Source organism: Tardiphaga sp. (assembly GCF_044340795.1).
GTDB lineage: Bacteria > Pseudomonadota > Alphaproteobacteria > Rhizobiales > Xanthobacteraceae > Tardiphaga.
Window position 1 is genome coordinate 21,346 of record NZ_JBIISY010000031.1, and the last position, 18,171, is coordinate 39,516.

18 protein-coding genes and 1 pseudogene are annotated in these 18,171 nt (G+C 56.6%); 10 read left to right on the top strand and 9 right to left on the bottom strand.

From position 1 onward, the window contains the following. Window positions 1–112: 112 nt before the first annotated feature. On the bottom strand, window positions 113–2,170 hold the full coding sequence (locus ACIQ17_RS07635) for a hypothetical protein (RefSeq protein ID WP_398467058.1): 2,058 nt from the start codon (window positions 2,168–2,170) through the stop codon (window positions 113–115). Between the two features lie 99 nt (window positions 2,171–2,269). On the opposite strand from ACIQ17_RS07635, the gene ACIQ17_RS07640 reads away from it, so the two are divergent. Continuing rightward, window positions 2,270–3,754 (top strand): hypothetical protein, encoded by a 1,485-nt coding sequence (locus ACIQ17_RS07640; protein ID WP_398467060.1) that lies wholly within the window; start codon window positions 2,270–2,272, stop codon window positions 3,752–3,754. 68 nt (window positions 3,755–3,822) lie between these two features. Next, window positions 3,823–4,920, top strand: coding sequence for a hypothetical protein (locus tag ACIQ17_RS07645; RefSeq protein WP_398467062.1), 1,098 nt, complete (start codon window positions 3,823–3,825; stop codon window positions 4,918–4,920). Window positions 4,921–5,252: 332 nt separating this feature from the next. On the opposite strand, the gene ACIQ17_RS07650 is transcribed toward ACIQ17_RS07645, so the two are convergent. Continuing rightward, window positions 5,253–5,708 (bottom strand): hypothetical protein, encoded by a 456-nt coding sequence (locus ACIQ17_RS07650; protein WP_398467064.1) that lies wholly within the window; start codon window positions 5,706–5,708, stop codon window positions 5,253–5,255. A 406-nt stretch (window positions 5,709–6,114) separates the two neighbouring features. Between ACIQ17_RS07650 and ACIQ17_RS07655 the strand changes: the two genes are divergently transcribed. From ACIQ17_RS07655 to ACIQ17_RS07665, 3 genes are all read left to right on the top strand, one after another. Further along, window positions 6,115–7,239, top strand: coding sequence for a PGN_0703 family putative restriction endonuclease (locus ACIQ17_RS07655; RefSeq protein ID WP_398467066.1), 1,125 nt, complete (start codon window positions 6,115–6,117; stop codon window positions 7,237–7,239). Next, window positions 7,232–7,573, top strand: coding sequence for a DUF2958 domain-containing protein (locus ACIQ17_RS07660; RefSeq protein WP_398467068.1), 342 nt, complete (start codon window positions 7,232–7,234; stop codon window positions 7,571–7,573). The genes ACIQ17_RS07655 and ACIQ17_RS07660 overlap by 8 nt, the downstream gene beginning before the upstream one ends. A 141-nt stretch (window positions 7,574–7,714) precedes the next feature. Next, window positions 7,715–8,335: a metallophosphoesterase family protein gene (locus ACIQ17_RS07665; protein ID WP_398467070.1), complete on the top strand. Its 621-nt coding sequence runs from the start codon at window positions 7,715–7,717 to the stop codon at window positions 8,333–8,335. A 213-nt stretch (window positions 8,336–8,548) separates the two neighbouring features. Here the strand turns inward: ACIQ17_RS07665 and ACIQ17_RS07670 are convergent, their stop codons facing one another. Continuing rightward, on the bottom strand, window positions 8,549–8,776 hold the full coding sequence (locus ACIQ17_RS07670; RefSeq protein ID WP_398467072.1) for a helix-turn-helix domain-containing protein: 228 nt from the start codon (window positions 8,774–8,776) through the stop codon (window positions 8,549–8,551). A 176-nt stretch (window positions 8,777–8,952) separates the two neighbouring features. On the opposite strand from ACIQ17_RS07670, the gene ACIQ17_RS07675 reads away from it, so the two are divergent. From ACIQ17_RS07675 to ACIQ17_RS07695, 5 genes are all read left to right on the top strand, one after another. Then, window positions 8,953–9,531 (top strand): DUF4339 domain-containing protein, encoded by a 579-nt coding sequence (locus ACIQ17_RS07675; RefSeq protein WP_398467074.1) that lies wholly within the window; start codon window positions 8,953–8,955, stop codon window positions 9,529–9,531. 262 nt (window positions 9,532–9,793) lie between these two features. Continuing rightward, entirely contained in the window at window positions 9,794–10,006 is a 213-nt protein-coding gene (locus ACIQ17_RS07680; RefSeq protein WP_398467076.1) for a hypothetical protein, read from the top strand. 95 nt (window positions 10,007–10,101) lie between these two features. Beyond that, complete coding sequence (locus ACIQ17_RS07685; protein ID WP_398467078.1) at window positions 10,102–10,566, top strand: hypothetical protein; 465 nt, start codon at window positions 10,102–10,104, stop codon at window positions 10,564–10,566. A 96-nt stretch (window positions 10,567–10,662) separates the two neighbouring features. Then, window positions 10,663–10,959, top strand: a complete 297-nt coding sequence (locus tag ACIQ17_RS07690; protein WP_398467080.1) for a hypothetical protein — start codon at window positions 10,663–10,665, stop codon at window positions 10,957–10,959. Between the two features lie 102 nt (window positions 10,960–11,061). Continuing rightward, window positions 11,062–11,769 carry a hypothetical protein gene (locus tag ACIQ17_RS07695; protein ID WP_398467082.1) on the top strand — a complete coding sequence of 236 codons (708 nt, stop codon included), beginning with the start codon at window positions 11,062–11,064 and terminating at the stop codon, window positions 11,767–11,769. 289 nt (window positions 11,770–12,058) lie between these two features. On the opposite strand, the gene ACIQ17_RS07700 is transcribed toward ACIQ17_RS07695, so the two are convergent. The 6 genes and pseudogenes from ACIQ17_RS07700 to ACIQ17_RS07725 all read right to left on the bottom strand — a co-directional run. Beyond that, the gene (locus ACIQ17_RS07700; RefSeq protein WP_398467084.1) at window positions 12,059–13,507 is read right to left on the bottom strand and encodes an N-6 DNA methylase; all 1,449 of its coding nucleotides are present in this window, start codon (window positions 13,505–13,507) and stop codon (window positions 12,059–12,061) included. Between the two features lie 2 nt (window positions 13,508–13,509). Further along, the gene (locus ACIQ17_RS07705) at window positions 13,510–14,352 is read right to left on the bottom strand and encodes a hypothetical protein (protein ID WP_398467086.1); all 843 of its coding nucleotides are present in this window, start codon (window positions 14,350–14,352) and stop codon (window positions 13,510–13,512) included. Between the two features lie 4 nt (window positions 14,353–14,356). Beyond that, the gene (locus ACIQ17_RS07710; RefSeq protein WP_398467088.1) at window positions 14,357–15,967 is read right to left on the bottom strand and encodes an AAA family ATPase; all 1,611 of its coding nucleotides are present in this window, start codon (window positions 15,965–15,967) and stop codon (window positions 14,357–14,359) included. Continuing rightward, window positions 15,957–17,195: a hypothetical protein gene (locus tag ACIQ17_RS07715; protein ID WP_398467090.1), complete on the bottom strand. Its 1,239-nt coding sequence runs from the start codon at window positions 17,193–17,195 to the stop codon at window positions 15,957–15,959. The genes ACIQ17_RS07710 and ACIQ17_RS07715 overlap by 11 nt, the downstream gene beginning before the upstream one ends. Before the next feature lie 8 nt (window positions 17,196–17,203). Next, on the bottom strand, window positions 17,204–17,686 hold the full coding sequence (locus ACIQ17_RS07720) for a hypothetical protein (RefSeq protein WP_398467092.1): 483 nt from the start codon (window positions 17,684–17,686) through the stop codon (window positions 17,204–17,206). A 12-nt stretch (window positions 17,687–17,698) separates the two neighbouring features. Continuing rightward, window positions 17,699–18,171, bottom strand: a pseudogene (locus ACIQ17_RS07725) (integrase); the annotation flags it as partial.

The window sequence follows — 18,171 nt, forward strand, 5'->3', positions numbered from 1 at the left end:
GGTTATGAAACGACGTTCTCAGAACTATGAAAGGCAAAAGTATTATAGCACCCCTAATTTCAGTGCGGACAGCTTAGAAATTCATTTAAGCATTTGATTTTTCATGGTTTTTTTAAATTAACCTCGATGACGCCCCATTCGTACGCCCATTAACGGAATTATGAAAATGAGGCCGACGAGCTTGCCTATTTAGCTTCGTTTGCGCCCATTCCTCGCGTACCCGCGAGAGCGCGAGCCCACTATCTACGCTCGATGCCGCCGCCTCTTCTAGCTGTAAGCGCTGCTCTGCAATCTCCTGGCGGTAGCGGTACTCCGCCAATTCCCACCCAGAGCAGGGATCGCCGTCTTGATCAAAAACATATACGACATCCAGAACATCGGACGCCTTCATCTGCGCTGCCTGATCGATCAACCGTGACAAGCCAATACGCTGCGTAGTGGACTTGGCGCCGACCGCCCATCCAATGAGCCGCGTATCGATCTTTGCTCGCCTCAGAAATATCTGATGCTCAGGTGAGCAGGGCATAAGACCCGCGCATAGGCGCTGGATGAGAGAAAGATGCTTCGCGAACGCCTCCTTCCCAGACGAGACGCTTAGATCAAGTCCCTCTAATGAAGCGCTCACCGAGGGGCGTCCGAAAAAAGAACTAATCCAGGCTTTCGGATCGCGCCTGCAGCCGGGAATGTGGCCAACAATCCGCGTAATGACGCGCCCCTCTTTGTCCGTCTGATGCGCGTAGAGTGTATGCAGCTCGGCTGCCGGATCAGTCCTTGTTCGCGCGACTAACATTCGGAGCTCGCGCAAAAAGTTTGTGATGGCGTGCTCAGGTAAGGTCCCGAGGCCGGCATTCGAGGATGCATGGCGCACCGTGATCGCCGCATTTAAGAGCACGCCGTAGGCTTGGACCATGTAAGAAGCACCATCCCAGAGCTTCCTTGCTTCAGATAGACTGAGCGATAAGTCCACCTCGCGAACGGCCGGCTCGGGATCGACCGATTTCCGCTTCGCAGCGACTTCTGCTACGCCATATTCGCGGGTTCGGCGTGAGGTTCTGCGCAGTTCGTGAGCAATCTTAACTGGTTGCGACACATCCATAGCGGCAACGGTCAACAATCCATCGAATTCACTGGCTTTGCGCCTAAGCGTCGTTGGCCCAGCCATTGGCTCCTGATCCCAAATACGCAACATCTGTGTCATGAACGCGCGCGGCTTTCCGCCCGTCGAGCGGAAATACATCCCTAACCGATCCGACAGATCTGCAAACCGCTCCGACCAGCGAGTACTACCCGGGCGCAAACCAAATTGAAGATCAAAGATATCGCTGAGATAGCTTCCAATCCTTTCGATTTTTTCTGCTGGTGATACATCCCATTCGTTCAGCGTCAGCAACTGCTCGCGGAAGTCTTCTCTATTGACCACCTGATCTACATACTTTGCCATCGGACTCGCCAAGAAATAGTCCACGACATCCGCGGCCGCCAACCGGCCGCGCTGAGCAAGAACTTCCAGATCGAGGGCCAGACTTTGGAACGATGAACGGCTTAAATCAGCTAAAGCCTCGATTGCGTCGTTCTCTATCTCAATGCCGCTTTCAGCTCGCAGCAGACGCAGGTAGTCTGTCGCGTCAGAAAAGTTTGGCCTTTTCACCGCTAGGGGAAAGAACAACGTCCTTGTCTTGTCAGGCAGGGCACTAATGTCATCGACGCACATGATGAATGTCACTCGAACCGACGACCTCTTCATCTGATCGTGTAACAACTCAAATGCTCTGACCGAAAGCAGATTTGCCCTGTTGATTAGAACGACGAAGCGGCCATTCCCCATTGTTTCGACGCGAACATCGTCATTGATTTCATTCGCAAATTTCTCATCGTCAACCTGGCCGAACTCAAATGCCCTTAGATTCAGATGACGGCCGTACTGTAAGCTGGAGCACGACCCGCACTTGCGGCAAGGCCGATTAGCGCTCGCTTCACAGAGCAGGCCTGCCGCGTAAACGCTCGCCAATGAGAACTTTCCGCATCCTGCGGGCCCGTGCAGCAGGACACTTCGGCCGGTCTCTTCACTAATCTGTCGCCGAAGATAGTCGACGAGCTCACTCTTCCCGATAAACTCGTCGAAGCTTCGAGGCCGATATGCCTCGGAAAGACTTAGGTTGCCCGATGTCATGCGTGCGTTTCTCTGCGGGGCAGTCGATACATAACCCCTTCCGGGCTTACACGAATCTTCTATATGCTGTTCGTACGGAACGCTCAAAAGCAAATTGATATGACAAACGACAATAAGCCCGTCGACGGGGCACTAGACGTATCGGACCGGCACCAGCCTGATCAATCTGACAATCCTATCTCTGGCACCTCTCCCGCCGAGCCCCCCAATCCATCCGATTCCGGTGCGCCTAGCGACTTCATTAAAGACGATCGCCGGGCAGATGGTCCGCCACCGATAGACCCAACAGGCTTTTTCACCGTCGACGGTGGATCAGACCAGCAATTCGACGAGTTCTTGCGGTCATTCGATGAGGAGCACCCGGAAGCTGCCGAGGACGAAGAGTTCGGCACTCTCAAGGACTCGCAGATCGTTAAGGGGTCTGTCGGCTTATTGCCGCCTGAGCTCGGAGCGAAAGAGCTGGAGTCAGACGAAATCGCTTTCGGCATCAGCGGCGGCGAGCTGCAGACAATTGTCCGAACACTGTCTTTGTTGATGCGCTTTCAATCCAAAGAGCATCGGCGATGCCGTATTACCATCACGTCCGATGGAGCCGCATGGCAGGGCAACCAAGGCAATGGCTTCATCGAGTACTTTACACCGGGAGCAGCCACGAATCTTCGCGATGGATTGACTGTGACCCTTATCGTCGCTCTCGACGACCTCAAGGCGGTTGCGCGCGCGGCTCGGGAGATTGCGACGTTTCGCATCAAAAACGAGATAATCCGATTCAGCTCGGCTCGCTTCCGTCGGCCGATCATGACCTTTTCGGCGAGGTCTTTCCCGGCACACACCGACGCTCTCCTGTCCAATGTCGATCTCGCTGTGCCACGGCCGGACATGGCCACCCCCACAGTCGGAAGCGCTCTACTTTTCCTTGGCACCATAGCTCCCCGGGATGAGGATGAACCGAGTTTCAATGTTATTCGGATTAAAGCTTCGATCGCGCGTGCAATGCGGGCTTCCATCGCCGCGCAGGTAGAATCGAGCGTATTTGACGGTCTCGATATCGCATTTAGACCGCATTTTTTGCGGTGGCTGCTTCCGGCCCTAAAGCTTCGATCGAGCTTTCAGGCCTGGCACAGCGACAAGTTCTGCGTCATGAAAAATGACAATCTGACGTTTGGGTTCGAGCTAGTCCCGCACGAACTTCCCAACGTTCCAGCAAAGAGTATCACTGATACCATTTTAACGCCCGCCGCCCACTTCTTGACCTTTGTTGAACGCTCCGTCCGTATGCTCAAAAACGATGGGATGCTGACATTGACTTCGGATCAGCGCGGAAATGAGCCTTTATTAGTCAGAGCCGATGACGAAGGTCAGACGGCCCGCGTAATCAGCGGCAAATTGGACGCCTATCGAGATGGGCAAAGCGTCGGCCCGATCAAAGTTAGCTTGAAAGCGGCGCATATGCTGAAGGGGCTACGTATCACTTTATCCCATGCGAATGTCGAGCTTGCCGTTGCTGGAAATGCTGTTGTTTTCGAGAATCCGCAGAATGATGCGAAATATTCGGTGATGGTCAGCGCAAAGGTGACGCTATGAATGAAACGGCCATATCCTCCGATTTAGCAATCTACCAGCCCCATGCCCCACGGAGCGTACACTGCCGCTTGGATCTCGCCGCCCTGCGAGATGCTTGGGTTGCGGTCTGCGCTGCTGCAGCTAACGGCAGATTTACACTTGTGATCTCTTCGAGCGAGTTGAGGCTTGAGGCGTCAGATGAGCTAAGCGTTGAGAGTGTCGTCCCGATCTTTGAAGTGAGCGGCCTAAATGCAGGTGACGCTTATCACCTGGATTTGGCAGAGGACAGCTTCGCCGCCCTCGCGGTCGGCGATTTGCCGGAACACGGCAGCATGGTCATCGACGACTTTATAGCTGAGGAGGGATTTACGGGCATCTTGCGGCTGGAAGCGACATTCACGATCCAATGTCCACTCACCCTGACAGCGGTCGGTATTGACGCCTTGACGAACGATCCGGTTGCCGGGACGCCAGTAGATCCGCGAACAATCAGGACTGCCGTAAGCGCGATCCGAACCTTTGCAGGAGAGGATGGCGCAATCGGTTATCCATTGTCGACGTTGCAGATTGTCGGGGAGGAAGCACGAGGGATGTCGCCGCAAGCCTGCCTTTCGGTGACGTCAGATCGGTTCAAGTCAATGGAGCTGAGGTTTCGACAATCTTGCGCCAAGCCGTTCAATGTTTTGCTCGGGCAGCTGAAGCCCGACAGAACAAAACTAATCGCTAACGAAACCAGTTTTGTCCTCTACGACGGATCCATCCGCGTTACGCTTCCAGGCGCCTCTGCTTTGCCGGAGTGGCCGGTTCAGAAAGACGAGATTGGTCATATCCAGGTAGCCGCTGCTGATTTTAGCGACGCAGTCGCGATTGTTGCGTTGCAGTCGACTGCTAGAGACGCTCAGACCATTCTTCAGATAGACGAGATGTCGGATGAACTGACGCTTAGCGTTGCCGTACCAGGAGGCGCTGCGACAGTCTCATGCCCCCTCCTGCCGGCGATCAGATCTCAATCTGCCAGGATCGAAATTCCTTTCTACGCGCAGACGCTCGCGATGTTCAGTTCGCCAAATCCCGAGGCGTTACAGATTCGCATTTCATCAACGTCGATGGTGATCGAGCAGACCGCACCACATGAACATCGCAAGATGCTTATTGCTGCTTACCGTCCGCAAAATAATTATAGATAGCGTGGTTATCACGGGAGACGCGCGTTTGAATGTGTAGCGAGGGGAACTTGCAAATCGCGCTCGGGATTGTACCGAGAAGGAAGTCTCGGAACGCTCGGAGGATGGCGACACGATAGGGCGTAACGGTGGGACGAGGCGGCTGCGAGATCCTGGAAAAATACTTGACAAACATTATCTTAAGAATGCCGCTTCGCGCTTCTGCCTTCCCTTCCCTCTGCCTTCCCTTCCCTCTGCCTTCCCCTCCCTTCCTTTCCCTAACTAAAGGATCAAGCTCTCCAAGGGAAGAGAAGCGTTATGAACGGCGGCGCGTGAAAGCGAAATCGCGTTCGTCTTCAGATGTGTTCAAGTGACCGAGCAATCTCGCCTCGTCCCACTCTAGCGAGACCTTCGCGAACACATGCGAGGAAATTCGTCTTCTCTACGAAATGCGCTATTTCGCGATCGAACGTGAGTGACGTTGCGAGCTCGCGCCGCCAATGTGCAACCAGTTCGTTTAATTCTTCAGCTGGCTCTGAATCTCGTCCAATAGAGAAGATCGCTATAAGCTCCGCTAAACCCTCGACTGAGAGAAGCTTACCGACCTCGGCAATAACGTCCTGGTAGACGGCGCCCTGCTCTTTCGTTCGAGTAATTCTTTCCTCAACCGCTAGCGGTGAGCTTCGTTCTTCGTCGCGCGTGCCCAGAGGATGAAGTTTACGCCACTGTCGTGCGACGGCCAGTAAACTCTCTTGAGACAAACCAATCGGCTTCTGTTGCGCTTCCATTGCTGCGACTTTCTTATTCGTCAAAGATTCTTTTAGTTTCGATGCACATACACGGTAGATTATTCTAAGAACGCTAGACTCACCGGGCTTCTCCTTCAGGACAAGAGGCTTGACATGATGTATTTTCACAAAGCCACATGCGTTGCCTGCACTCTGCCCTTACTTCCACCACCTTAGCTTCCTTTCCCTTGCCTTCTCCTTCCCAAGCTTAACGTAGTGAGAGTGGAAAGAGCAAAGGCGAGACGTGAGTGTCGGCGCGGCTTCATCTTGCAGATTTGTGCATCAGCGTTGGCGAATCGAGCAGCGTTGTCATCTGCGCGTTCGCGTAACAGATCAGATATTCACGCGCAATCTGACGTTGGGTTGAGGTCAACATTACTCGCTTCGCTCCGAATCCCTCCAGCACGCTCCTGTGCGTCTGGAGATTTAGATGTCATCCTTCCTCACCGCGCCGCAGCTGCCGCGCATTCCCCTCGTCCCACCATCCATTCTTAAAGATCACGGCGTTTCAGGGGTTCAGGATTCGAGGTTTAAAAGCGCGGCTCGCCTGCTCCAACATCTCTGGCTTCGTGACAATGGCATCCCGACCGGCCACTATGTTCGCAAGGACGGCGAAGGCGAGGTCGTCATACCGCTCGAATCCCTACTGTCGCCAGAGGCCGCACGCGCTGGCCGCAACTTCATCTCTCCTGCCGTCCACACCTTCGTCCGCCGTGAACTCATCATGCGGGAGGAAGGCGCTTGCTACGATGAAGAACGGCTGTTCGGGAACGCGTTATCGTCCATGCCGATGTGCTTCAACGTCTTTGCTCCATTGGCGATGGATGTCGAACTAGCAACGAATACCTTCCGCCTGCTCCTGCCTAACTTCGTCAAGCAGGTTCACAGTCTAAGGTTCGAAACGGCGCCAAGCCGCGAACGGGATCGGGATGACCCTCGTTATCTGAAAGACGGCACCGCGTTCGACCTAGCTCTAGAGATCACAGACGTCGAAGGTGATCGCGCGACTGTCTTCGTTGAATGCAAATACGCGGAGACTCAAGAAGGCCCTCCGGCCCGCCCGCGCGAGCAATATCAACTCGCATCGCGACGCGTCCAGCTGTTCAACGACCCAGACTCTCTCGTTCTGAGGTCGGTCGCCTGTGAACAGTTCTGGCGAGAGGCATGTCTCGCCCAGATGGCCGTCGACTCTGGCATAACACCCAAGGCGATGTTCATCGTCATTGCACCACGCCTCAATCGCCGCGTGCAAGCAGCCATTCGCATCTTCGGAAACGAACTGATCCCCGAAGACGATCTGGACTACGATCGCGTCCGCTTCCAGGCAATCACGCTCGAAACTGTCATCGACGCCATTCGTCAGGCCGGCGCCGTTGATCTCGCGAGGGCGCTGTGGGGGCGATACTGCGACTTCGAGCGCATATTCCATCTAGCCATGGCGGAATACGCCGACACGGCGCCCCCCAACGCTCCCGCCAAGGGCTCCAACGTTGCCGCTTCGTCGGCCAAGCAACCGCGCAACCGTCGGCAGGAACTGGAGAGCAAGCATGCTTGAGACCTCGCTCCTCACCATCGAAGATCGAGTTGCGCTGCTGGTCAACGCTTTGGCGCCGGAGCGGGATCATCAGCCCGTCGTCAAGCTGTTTACACCCGACGGATCTGCGACATGGCTCCTTACCGAGTGTGATGCAGATCAACCTGACGTTTTATTCGGGCTGGCAGATCTTGGTTTTGGCTGCCCGGAACTGGGATTTATGAGTTTAAGCGAAATCCTTCAGGTCCGCGGTAGCCTCGGGTTGCCGGTTGAACGCGACATGCATTTCGTCGCGGACAAGCCACTTTCGGCTTACGCTGCCGAAGCGCGGATCAGGGGTCGCATAGTGGCATAATCAAGCCGTTCCATCTCAATCGGGGCACGGACCGTCCGTGAAGGAGCGATCTGTGCTTCCCACCATCCTTCGTGCGAATCTTCCCAGAGCAGCGATGAGGGGTATCGGCCCGTGAGGGACCTGGAAACGTGCCGTAACCTGATGACTCGCAATGTACGAAGAGGAAGAGCCTCGGCACAGCCGGGGTTACTTCCGCACCAGACACTGACTTATGCCATCGGAGACATTCACGGCTGCTCGAACAAACTCCGTGATCTCCTTGCGCGGTGCGAAGCAGATGCCGAAGGACGCCATGCGACGCTCATTTTCCTTGGCGACTACATCGATAGAGGCCCCGACAGCAGGGGTGTCATCGAACTGCTCATGGATCTGCAGAAGGCACGGCCGGATCAGGTCATCTGCCTTATGGGTAACCACGAGGACATGCTCCTCGTAGCGTTCGACGATTCTCTGTTCGAGGAGAGCTGGCTATGCAATGGCGGCAGCCAGACGCTCAGAAGCTATGACGTTTCCGACCCAAAACATCTTCCAAAGGCTCAGGTCGACTGGCTCCGGCAACTCCCAAAATTCCATGACGATGGCCGGCGCTTCTTCGTCCACGCGGGTATCCACCCCAACAGAGCACTAAACCTGCAGGACGAAACTGACCTGCTCTGGATCAAAGAGCCGTTTTTGTCTTCCAACAAGGACTTTGGTCGTCTCATTGTTCATGGACATTGCCGACCAGCGATCGCAGGCCAGAAATTCGCTCAAACCGACTGAATATCGACACAGGCGCAGTCTTCGGTGGCCCACTGACTGCCGCGGTCTTCGACGCCTATTCATGCAAGCCGTGGCGGTTCCTCCAAGCCAGCTGAACGTAGAATATCGCTGCTCTTCATTCGCCCGACCGCAACGGTCGTCGAGCCCCCATCTGCGGGTTCATCGGCTTTGCGCTCAGCGTCACCGACAAATCGGAGCGCCGGCCGGCCTGGCCTAATCCTGGAGAAGCTTGATCAAATTGATGGACAGAGCTTCAGCGATACGGGCCATCACCGAAAGACTCGGGTTGCGCTTCCCACGCTCGATCCCGCCGACATAGGTCAGATCGATTTCAGCTTCGAAGGCAAGCTGCTCCTGCGTAAGCCCTCGTTGCCGACGATACTTACGAACATTCTTCCCGAATAAAACAGGCCAATCCCGCATTGCCAGACTGAGCAACACCGGGCATATAGTCTCTAGGGAGTATAGTCCATATTTGCAGTTTTATGTTGAGCATGGAGCAAGGGGACCGAGGAGACCGCATACAAAGCCAGGCTGTTGCTTTGTCTCAGTAATTTCTCGGCACAGAAACTGAAACCTCCACACGAACAACTCTTAATCGGAATGCTGGGGCAACGATGAGCGAGACCACGAACAACGACGATTCGACTTCCCAAGATTGGTATTTCACCGAGAACGGTCAGCGCAAAGGTCCGTTCCCCGCGGCAGCGCTGCTCGACTTTCTCCAGGCGAACCGCATCAGCGGGGACACCTCCGTCTGGCGGAAAGGGCTGTCAGATTGGCAGCCACTGAAGTCCACTGAACTCGGGGCCCCCCTCCAAGACGCTCCTCCGCCAGTTGCCCCCTCGAGCATCAACAATGCGCTCGTCTGGATCGTGGCCATTGCGCCGATCCCGTATGGAGTGTTCGGCGGCGTGATCGACGCGATAAAGATGGACGATCCACTCCAGCCGCACCGGGCGCTCGATCTGCTCGCCTTCGTCGTCCCGGCCCTTATCAATGCGGCTCTGTGCCTCGCCGACGAACGCCAACTCAAGCGAGCGGGTTACTCTGACAAGTGGCTGACCACTTTCGGCTTCTTCCTCGCGCCTGCATATTTGTTCATCAGAGCTAAACGTTTGAAACAATTTCCAAGCTACGGGATCAGCTGGATTGCGACGTTCGTGGTCAGCATCCTGCTATCCATCCCGTACTAGAGAAGGCAGCGTCCGCGCACTATTTGGCTTTTCTCGTACCGGCGTTCTGGTGACCGTCCGGTCAGTATGCTCTTCGCTACCATCAGGCATTGATCGAGGTGCAGTCTTTTAAAGGTGAACAGGAATGTGCCGAGTGCGCGATGCCATCCGTAGTTCTGTATCCCTATTGCTTTGCGCCAGCGCCGCACCGTCGGTTGCTTCGTCAGAACAAAGATCACTCGCGCAACTCGCCCAGGCTTTAACTACTGACCGAAGTGCGTCCGTGGGTTTCGTCGTCGGCGTGAACGCCATAACGCATACAGCGAAGCCCGGACTGTTCGTTCGCCTGGGTGAAAGCATCTCTAGGCAAGCGCTCAAGCGCCGGCTCGTCGGATACAACGTACGCTACGCCAAGGAAGAAGGCTGCCTGATCTGCGCTGTCGTCACAGGGCCAGATGGACAGTTCGACGTCGTTTCGACAAAGATGGTCGCATAGTCGTCCGACTTAGAACCTTCGACGACCGAGTTCGTGATACGCAAAGCAACCATCACGGATCCCCGCTCAAAAACGCTCTCGGTACAGGCACTGCCGTGTGCGACACCGGGGAGACTACGAGCTGCGCCTCTACCGCCTCGGCCAACCTCCACTACATCGTCGCTGAGGACGACCGCTGTCAAATCTCGGTCCAAGAGAAACAGCCGACCCATATCCCGGCCTGCGCACGCATTGACGGCTTCCAGCTTGATGCGCTGGAAACTACTTCCAAGAAGTCTGAAGACTACACTCTCATTTGTCGAAGCCAACTCCAGCAAAGCTCAACCCAAGCCGAAACCACAACCAAGCTATCCACCCCCATCACCGTCAAAGTCCACTTCACGGGCGACGAGACCACTTGGATCGACCCGCGCGATAAGGCCGAGACGGTTTTCGAGAACCTAGTCCTTTCCACGAACAATGAGACCATCACAGGTGGTCAGGTCAAGGGATCCACTTTCGGATCATCGACATCATACGACGGCTCGTTCGGAACGACCGGCCGAGGCAGCGTGAATTGAGGCCACGCAAAACGCCTCGATGCGTTCACGCTCACACTCCAGAAGCAGACCTACGTGTGCGCAGATGTGGCCTCCAAGCCGTAGAGGAACTGGGAAATGGAGCACATTCTGATTGGCGCGTTCGCCGCGCTCGTTTCATCGTCGGCCTGCGCTGAGACCTATAACTACATCTGTAAAAAGAGCGGCCAAACGTCTCAACTGAAGGTCGATGACACGAAGAACATCCTCCAATGGAAAGGCGAGACCTATCGCCTTCGAGAAACGGAGGATTGCGCGAAGTACGGCTGGCGCGCTGAAAAGCATGGCATCACGTTCGACTTCTGTACGGCGACCCAGGGTTACGCGGACTTCCGCAAAAACGGCGAGACGGTCCAATGCAATCTAAACGAGTGATATGGAAACAACAGCCGACTGAGGAGATATATTCGCACGGTCTACGCAACATCGCATAGTTCCGACTGAATCCCGGATAAGACGCCGTCACGAGAGGCATTCATGGAACAGAGCATCAACAAGCCCTTCACCTGGAACGGCAAAGCGCTCTGCGGCGAGTGGCTCGTGTCACTCAAGGTCGATGGCGTACGCGCCATCTGGCATGATGAGCTCGGCTGGCAGAGCCGCGCGGGCAAGCCCCTTCACAATATCCCGCGCTGGAATGGTGGCCCGCGAGACTGCGAGCTCTATGTTGACTCCTTTCGTGACACCATCATCGCCACCCGCACACGGGTCCGTAAGTTCGACACACCGCCCATTCGTCCCGAGCACCTCTATGGAATAGATCAGCTCGATCCGCGGCTCCAATTTGGCACGCTCCTCAACCCGACCGCCGACGCCATCCTCCACCATCTAAGCCGGTCGCGATCGTTAGGCTTCGAGGGCCTGGTCCTCCGACAAGGTGACAGTTGGATTAAGGTCAAGCCGGAAGAAACGCACGACGTGCCAATCATCGGCTTTGTCGAAGGCCGCGGCAAGCACGTCGGCCGCCTGGGCATCGTCCATACGCCGCTCGGTAACGTCGGCTCGGGCTTTTCCGATCAGGAACGGGAAGAACTATGGACCGAGGGGCAGGCCGGTACGCTCGTCGGCCAAATCCTTGAGGTCAGTTGCATGGAATTCACGGCCACTGGCAAATTTCGCCATCCCACGTTCATCCGTATGCGTCCCGACAAGAAAGTTTCTCAGCACGAGTTGATTTGCGGATGAAGCGTGCTTCTCGCCTTTCAGCTCTCGCCCAGATCTGGCGACCGATGTATCTCCGCCAAATCGAAAGGACGCAAAACCAGCGCGGGCCCTTTCGGCAAATGCAGACTTGCCTCGAAGCGCGTTGCTGACCGCGTCGCGCTATCGATCCACGATGGCAAGCGCCGGTACCACCGATATCAAACGAAGGCCTCGTTTGGATCGTCGCTCTCTCAGTATCGAGGGCCGACAAAATGTCTGGTCATCAGCCATCGGACACCTGCCTGAACATGGCCAACGCTGCCCACGACCGTCACTTCTTCGCTTTGGAGATGAGATCTAGTGCGCGCCGAAGATCATCCGCCACCAACTCCGACAGCTCATCGAGGCGACCGAGGCCAGGCGTGCGTCGCGTCGCTCCGGTTGCGGTCCACGAAAGATCGAGTCGGCAGTCAGAAGTTGCGAGGACATGAGACGTTGCAAATTGCCGATGTCGCTCGCCGCTTTCCCGGAGATCGGATTTGAACAAGGTCACGAATTCGCGAAGATCCTCAGTCTGCAGTGGCTTGGTGCGAAGTGAAAAGCGCTTGTCAGACCGAAGGTCATAGACCCAAATCGATTCAGCAGGACCGCGAACACCGCGAGACGGTTTGTCGAAGAAGATGACATTTGACTTGACGCCAGCGGCATAAAATAAACCCGGCGGAAGCCTCAGGATGGTGTGCAACCTGCATGTCTCCACCAAGCGACGGCGGACCGATGCGGCGGCGCCGGTCTCGAAAAGAACATTGTCGGGAACGACGACAGCCGCACGGCCACCCGGTTTCAGCAGCGCCACGATGTGCTGCATGAAGTTCAACTGCTTGTTGGCGGTCTGAACCCAAAAATCAGGGCGAACGATCGTAAGGCTGTCGTCGGCCCGCGACGACTTCCCTTGTGAATAAGTTACGCTGCCTTTGATGCCGAACGGAGGATTTGTAAGCACCACTTCGACCTGCATCTTGGGTGGTGCCTTTAAGCTGTCCTCGCAGGCGATTGGCAGTTCATCTTCGGCATTCCCGCCAACGCCATGCAGCAGCAGGTTCATCGTGGCTAAACGCGCAACCTCCTCTACGAGTTCAACCCCGCGGATCGCCTTGGTGGCAAGCTGCTTACGCTGCCGGGGCGTTATCTTGGGATTATTCTCGCGAAGGTAATCATGCGCCGCAAGCAAAAACCCGGCTGTGCCGCACGCTGGATCACAGATGACTTCGCCCAGACGCGGATCCACACAAGCGACGACGGCTTCGATCAACGGACGCGGCGTGAAATACTGGCCTGCCCCGCTTTTGGTGTCGCGCGCATTCTTCTCGAGCAGTCCCTCGTAAGCGTCCCCTTTCAGATCATTGGATAGGCCCGTCCACTCTGTTTGGCCTATGAGGTCAACGATCAGAAGCCGCAGTTTTGCGGGATCGCGAATCTTGTTTTTAGCGTTGCCAAAGATCAGGCCTAACATTCCTCCCAGCTCACCGAGCGCGGGCAGAATACGAGTGTACTGCGCGTGCATCTCGACCGCGTCAAGGCTGGCAAGAACGCTCCACGAGAGCTCTTTCGGGACCATCTCTCCCGCCTGCTCATCCGCCATCTTGAGAAACAGCAGATAAGTGAGCTGTTCGACGTAGTCTGGATAAGACAAGCCATCATCCCGCAGGATGTTACAGTACTGCCAGAGGCGGCGAACGAGAGTCTGCGCGCCATCGGCACGTTGCTGGGTTCCCACCATAATCAGAGCTTCAATACCACGTCGTTAATCCACCAAATATCACGAAACGATTCGACGTAGACCTTGGCAGCAGCCGCGTACTGAGCCCTCGGGTTCAGCCGTCTTTTGAGGTCGCCGATCACATCCTTGAAAGCTTGAGAGGCTTGTGGCATCCCAAGGTAGTCGTTCGGCGCTTCTCGCTTGCCGCGCTCTACGTCGCGCTCAATAATGTTGTAGAGGGTCATGCGGCCCTCCACGAACTTTGGCCAGTTTAGGTGCAGGCCCAATCGACTTGCGGCGATCTTGGCTTCAGCGACGTCATTTCCGCGATACTGCGGAGACAGATCGATCTCGCCGTTCGGCAAAAAAGTCAGCAAAATCGGATCCCCGGGATCGGTGGGATCCAGCAAGGCTGGATGCTCGAGACGGATGTCGTCGCTTGGCCCAACTGCGCGCACACCAGTCGCGAGAAGCGGGAAATGGGTCGATTTTCCGCCCGCAACGCGGGCGCCCGGAGCAATCCGTGGCCGGTTTGCTCGCTGACAGCTGAGCCGCATGTTGCGCCAGTCGAAGGCCAGCCAATAGTAGCCGGAGTGAAGCCTGTCCTCTTTTACCTTACCCTTTGGCCGGAAATGGTCGATGTCGTTGTCCGCGCCAGGATTCTCACACTCGGTGTACCAGCATTTGCCGCCCGACGCGCCCTCGAAGGCGTCGCGCAACGCAGTCCACCGGTTCTGGTTGGCCTCAATCAGTGCAGCCCGACGGCGGGGGTCGACTTCGGCCATGACGAGGTCTTGCGCTGTTTGCAGATCGGCGAGCAGATGCCGGATGTAGGGCAGGATATCTTCCAAATTAATGTACTGCATTGCGTTAAGACATGCCCTGTTCGCGACGCAGCTCCTCGACGATGCGAGCCGCTAGACGGCTCCGCGCCTGCTGCTGTTCAGGGGTGAGTTCCACCGTCTTGCGCCAGCGAGGGTCCTCCTGCGCAGTCCAGGCCTTCAGGAACTCCTGGTACAGCGAGTCGCGCTGCGTCAGGTCGAAACCGCGCCCGCGCAGCACCTCCCGCAGCCGCGCCAGTTCGGCTTGATCGTCATCAGTTAGGTTCTCCTTCATGGCCAACAGGCGTTGCTTATCTAGATCCGCCTGGGTTTCGGGGTCCAACGTGGTGCGCAGCCGGAAGAGATCGCTTGTGAGGATAGCTGCGACGCCCATGCCCCGCGGGTCTTGGTCTGGAGGGTCTGCAATGGCGCACCCCTGCTCGTCACGCCGAAAAATCCGCACTTGTTCGCGCTTCAATCCAGCGAATACCAACGGATCGTGCGTCGACATTACAATATGGCAACTGTCACGATCGCGGATGAAACGGTCGAGGAAACTGAGATACTGAGTGCTCCAAGCGGGGTTTAAATGGGTGTCTGGCTCATCGAGCAGGAAGAGAGCTTCATCCCTCGCGGTAAACTTCAGAAGCCCGAGTACGAGCAACAACTGCTGTTCGCCCTCGCTCAGGTCGCGATAGGTCACGTTTCCGCCGCCAGCTTCCGGCGTCATCTGGACGCGAGTGCGCACCTCGCCGAGCACTTTCGATAGGTGCATGCTTTCCAACGCCGTGAAGAAGGCATATTGGTTGCCATAGGTTCGGTAAACTTCGGCCAGCGCGTCGGTGTTGGGGAGGAACAGGTACAAGCTCTGGACGATCGGGTTCTTGGTCAAGTCGATCGAGATTCGCCGCGTTATACGGAGCGGCAGCAGCGCCTTGTCGTAAAGGTAAGCGAGAAACTGCTGAACTTCGCCCACCGCGCTCCAGAAACGTGGATCGCCGCCTTTGCGCTTCCACGGCGGCTCCTTGAGAGCGAACAGGACACTGTCCAAACCCTCGATCTGCAGATGGTCGCGAAGGAAATCACGGTCGGCCTTTGACGCCTCACTTGCCTCCATGAAGAAGGCGATCAGGGCGAACTGGCCGTGCAGCGTTTCGGCGTAGAACAGCCGTCGCAACGAATTCGGGTCAGTGATCGCCTTTCCGCGTTGCTCCGGCGCTTTGATTATCCAGCTGTAAAAGCGCTCCCGATGTTTTTCGAAGATCGACCTCAGCCGATCGCTGGGACCAGAGTAATAGCCGAAAACAAACGCTGGCCGATGGCGAGGCCGCCCATCCTCGTCCTCCGCCATGAAAGCCTTACGGGGCAACTCGGCGAACGCCTCTTCGCCAGGCCGCTTTATCCGAAAGCTGGGATGCTGGTCGGCCTTCGCCTTGACCGATATAGTATTGCCACGACACTCATATTGTAGCTCGTAGTCAAAGGGGGCCTCCACATCGAGATCGAGGTTGCGAAAGATCAGCGCTAGCCCCTCGATCAGGTTCGACTTACCGGCACCGTTCTCGCCGACGAGAACGGTGTAAGGTGAAAGCTCGTCGAAGACGACGTTAAGGTCACGAAGGTTTTTGAAGGAGCCGATCCTGACTTTCTCAAGCCGCATCAATGAGCTCCACTTCGGCGTTCTCGGTTGCCTCGCCTCTCAGCCGAAAGCTCGCATTCATGCCGTCCCGAAGCGCTAGGTAGAAAAGTTCGACATGCTCGGGCATGTCGCGATTGTATCCGGCTAGTGCGAAAAGATCCGGCAAGGGAAGAACTCCGCCATTCTCGCGGAGGACGGACGTCAAATCAGGACTTGGCTCCGCCTGTCGCGACGGGCGCGGTTTACGCTTCGGCATATTCCTTCCTCCCGGGCGCTTCGCCGTCAACGCAGTCACAGCCTGCGGCGGACCGCCCAGCCTGCTTGCGAGCGCCGACGCCGGCTCATCGTTGGGATTCTGTGGAGCGAGTTCTCCGGCCACGGCCGCAGCGAACAACTCCTGCTCGAGATCAGGCAGGCGAGCCAACGAGGTCTGTACGGCCGATATCTGTTGTTGCGTGATGCGCAGCCGATCCCGCGCCGCCTGCACAATCCTCGTTTGCTCCGCCAAAGGCGGCGTCGGGAACGGTAACGCCCGATATCGCTCCAGACCTAGATGGGCAATGTTGGTCGACCACCGGGCAACGGTTTTGAAAACCCCCGAATGCATATAATGTCGAAAGACCAATAGCGCGTAATTGGGGTCCACGTGCTCATACGCCCTAAAGCGTATAAGCGTATTCTGGAAGCACGCGCCCGGCACCTCACCCCGGTAGATCGCCGGGCGCCCCACCAGCTCAGGGCTCTGCCCCTCGTTCAGCAGAATGTCCCCGTCACGCAGTTCATAGATGGCCACCTCCGCAGGCTCAAAGTTCATGCGGAGTACGTCCGAGGTGTCGATCCGGTCCTCATAGACGTTGGCGACACGAAGGTAGGGCCGCATGTGCTTGCCGCGCTCATGCTTGGGTGAACGCTGGCGCCCGAGAGTCACCTCGCCCGCTCCATCGACGCGCGACCAAGCCCAGCCCGCCGGAAGCACCGGGTCGAAGCCTTCTAGGTTAGGCACCCGTTCGCTTTGACCGAATAGATCCGGTTCAGCGCGCGCCGCACTCGCTGGCGCGCGGCTGTACTCGGAAAGCTCTTCATCCCGCTGCGCGACCAACTCACCGGCAACGGCGGCGGCGAGCACCTCTCTGAGCTGCTCGTCCAAAAGCCGCAATGCGGACTGTAGTCGCGTCTCGGCCTCGCGGATTTCCGTCAAGCGTTGGTCAGCTATTCCAACGATCCGCGCCTGTTCCTTCAGCGGCGGCAATGGAAAGTCTAGTTCTGCGAATCGCGAAGCGCCGAGATGCTGAATGCCCACACCTCGAGCAGCTTGGGCGAAGGCGCCGGAACTGCCATTTGTCGGAATACGATCAGCGCATACTCCGGCGTGGTTAGATGGGGGCGAAAACGGATGACCGTGTTCTGATAGCAGCAGGGTTGCACCTCGCCCCGCCATATGGCCGATCTTCCAACTTGGCTGGCGCTCCCGGATGCTTCAGTCAACAGGACGTCACCAATCTCAAGACCGAATACTTCCTGCTCTGCCGGCGTGAAATTCATTTCCAGTAGATCATCGAGGTCGAGACCTGCTGCGGTGATGTTCGCGGCTCGCACATATTTCGTCAGGTGATCACCCGTGGCATGATCCGGAGACCGCTGGCGCCCCAGGCGAACGGCGCCAGCATGGTCAACGCGGACCACTGCCCAGCCTGCCGGAAGGTCGGGCTGAGAAGGCGTCTGATCTTCCGTCATTTCCATCGTCTGGTGCGCCTATTTTGCCTCGTTTAAAGTCAACTGTGGCAGCTTGCAGAGCTCACGGTAAAGAGCTTCTATAGGAAATTCCCCATAGGCGTCCGCCACCGACTTCGAACCATGGCCGGTTATTGCCTCAAGAATATCTTTGGCAAGGCCATAGCGGCGCCCTAGGGTCTTCATTCGGTGACGCCAAGAATGACTCGGCGAAATACGAAGATCTGTAATTCCAAGCTGCCGAACAAAACGTCCAATAACCTTCGTTCCGTTGCCACCGCGTTTCCCGAATTTATCAGGCGACAGCTCTGAGAATATGGGGCCCGCCTTCTTCTGAAGTGCAAATTTGAGAAAACCGTTCTCTTCCAGTGCTGGATGCACCGGAATAATGCGCTCAGATCCGGCCGTCTTTACAGATCCGGCTTCAGGCATGATTTTCATGCACCAGATGCCTTCGATCTCTACTACGTCCTCGTGACGCAGTTGGCAGATCT

What these genes read in the sequence shown, in the direction of transcription:
- ACIQ17_RS07635 (WP_398467058.1), bottom strand. Translation starts at nt 2,170, where the DNA reads ATGACATCGGGCAACCTAAGTCTTTCCGAGGCATATCGGCCTCGAAGC.
- ACIQ17_RS07700 (WP_398467084.1), bottom strand. Translation starts at nt 13,507, where the DNA reads ATGGTGGGAACCCAGCAACGTGCCGATGGCGCGCAGACTCTCGTTCGC.
- ACIQ17_RS07660 (WP_398467068.1), top strand. Translation starts at nt 7,232, where the DNA reads ATGCTTGAGACCTCGCTCCTCACCATCGAAGATCGAGTTGCGCTGCTG.
- ACIQ17_RS07695 (WP_398467082.1), top strand. Translation starts at nt 11,062, where the DNA reads ATGGAACAGAGCATCAACAAGCCCTTCACCTGGAACGGCAAAGCGCTC.
- ACIQ17_RS07640 (WP_398467060.1), top strand. Translation starts at nt 2,270, where the DNA reads ATGACAAACGACAATAAGCCCGTCGACGGGGCACTAGACGTATCGGAC.
- ACIQ17_RS07665 (WP_398467070.1), top strand. Translation starts at nt 7,715, where the DNA reads ATGACTCGCAATGTACGAAGAGGAAGAGCCTCGGCACAGCCGGGGTTA.
- ACIQ17_RS07655 (WP_398467066.1), top strand. Translation starts at nt 6,115, where the DNA reads ATGTCATCCTTCCTCACCGCGCCGCAGCTGCCGCGCATTCCCCTCGTC.
- ACIQ17_RS07720 (WP_398467092.1), bottom strand. Translation starts at nt 17,686, where the DNA reads ATGGAAATGACGGAAGATCAGACGCCTTCTCAGCCCGACCTTCCGGCA.
- ACIQ17_RS07705 (WP_398467086.1), bottom strand. Translation starts at nt 14,352, where the DNA reads ATGCAGTACATTAATTTGGAAGATATCCTGCCCTACATCCGGCATCTG.
- ACIQ17_RS07690 (WP_398467080.1), top strand. Translation starts at nt 10,663, where the DNA reads ATGGAGCACATTCTGATTGGCGCGTTCGCCGCGCTCGTTTCATCGTCG.
- ACIQ17_RS07675 (WP_398467074.1), top strand. Translation starts at nt 8,953, where the DNA reads ATGAGCGAGACCACGAACAACGACGATTCGACTTCCCAAGATTGGTAT.
- ACIQ17_RS07710 (WP_398467088.1), bottom strand. Translation starts at nt 15,967, where the DNA reads ATGCGGCTTGAGAAAGTCAGGATCGGCTCCTTCAAAAACCTTCGTGAC.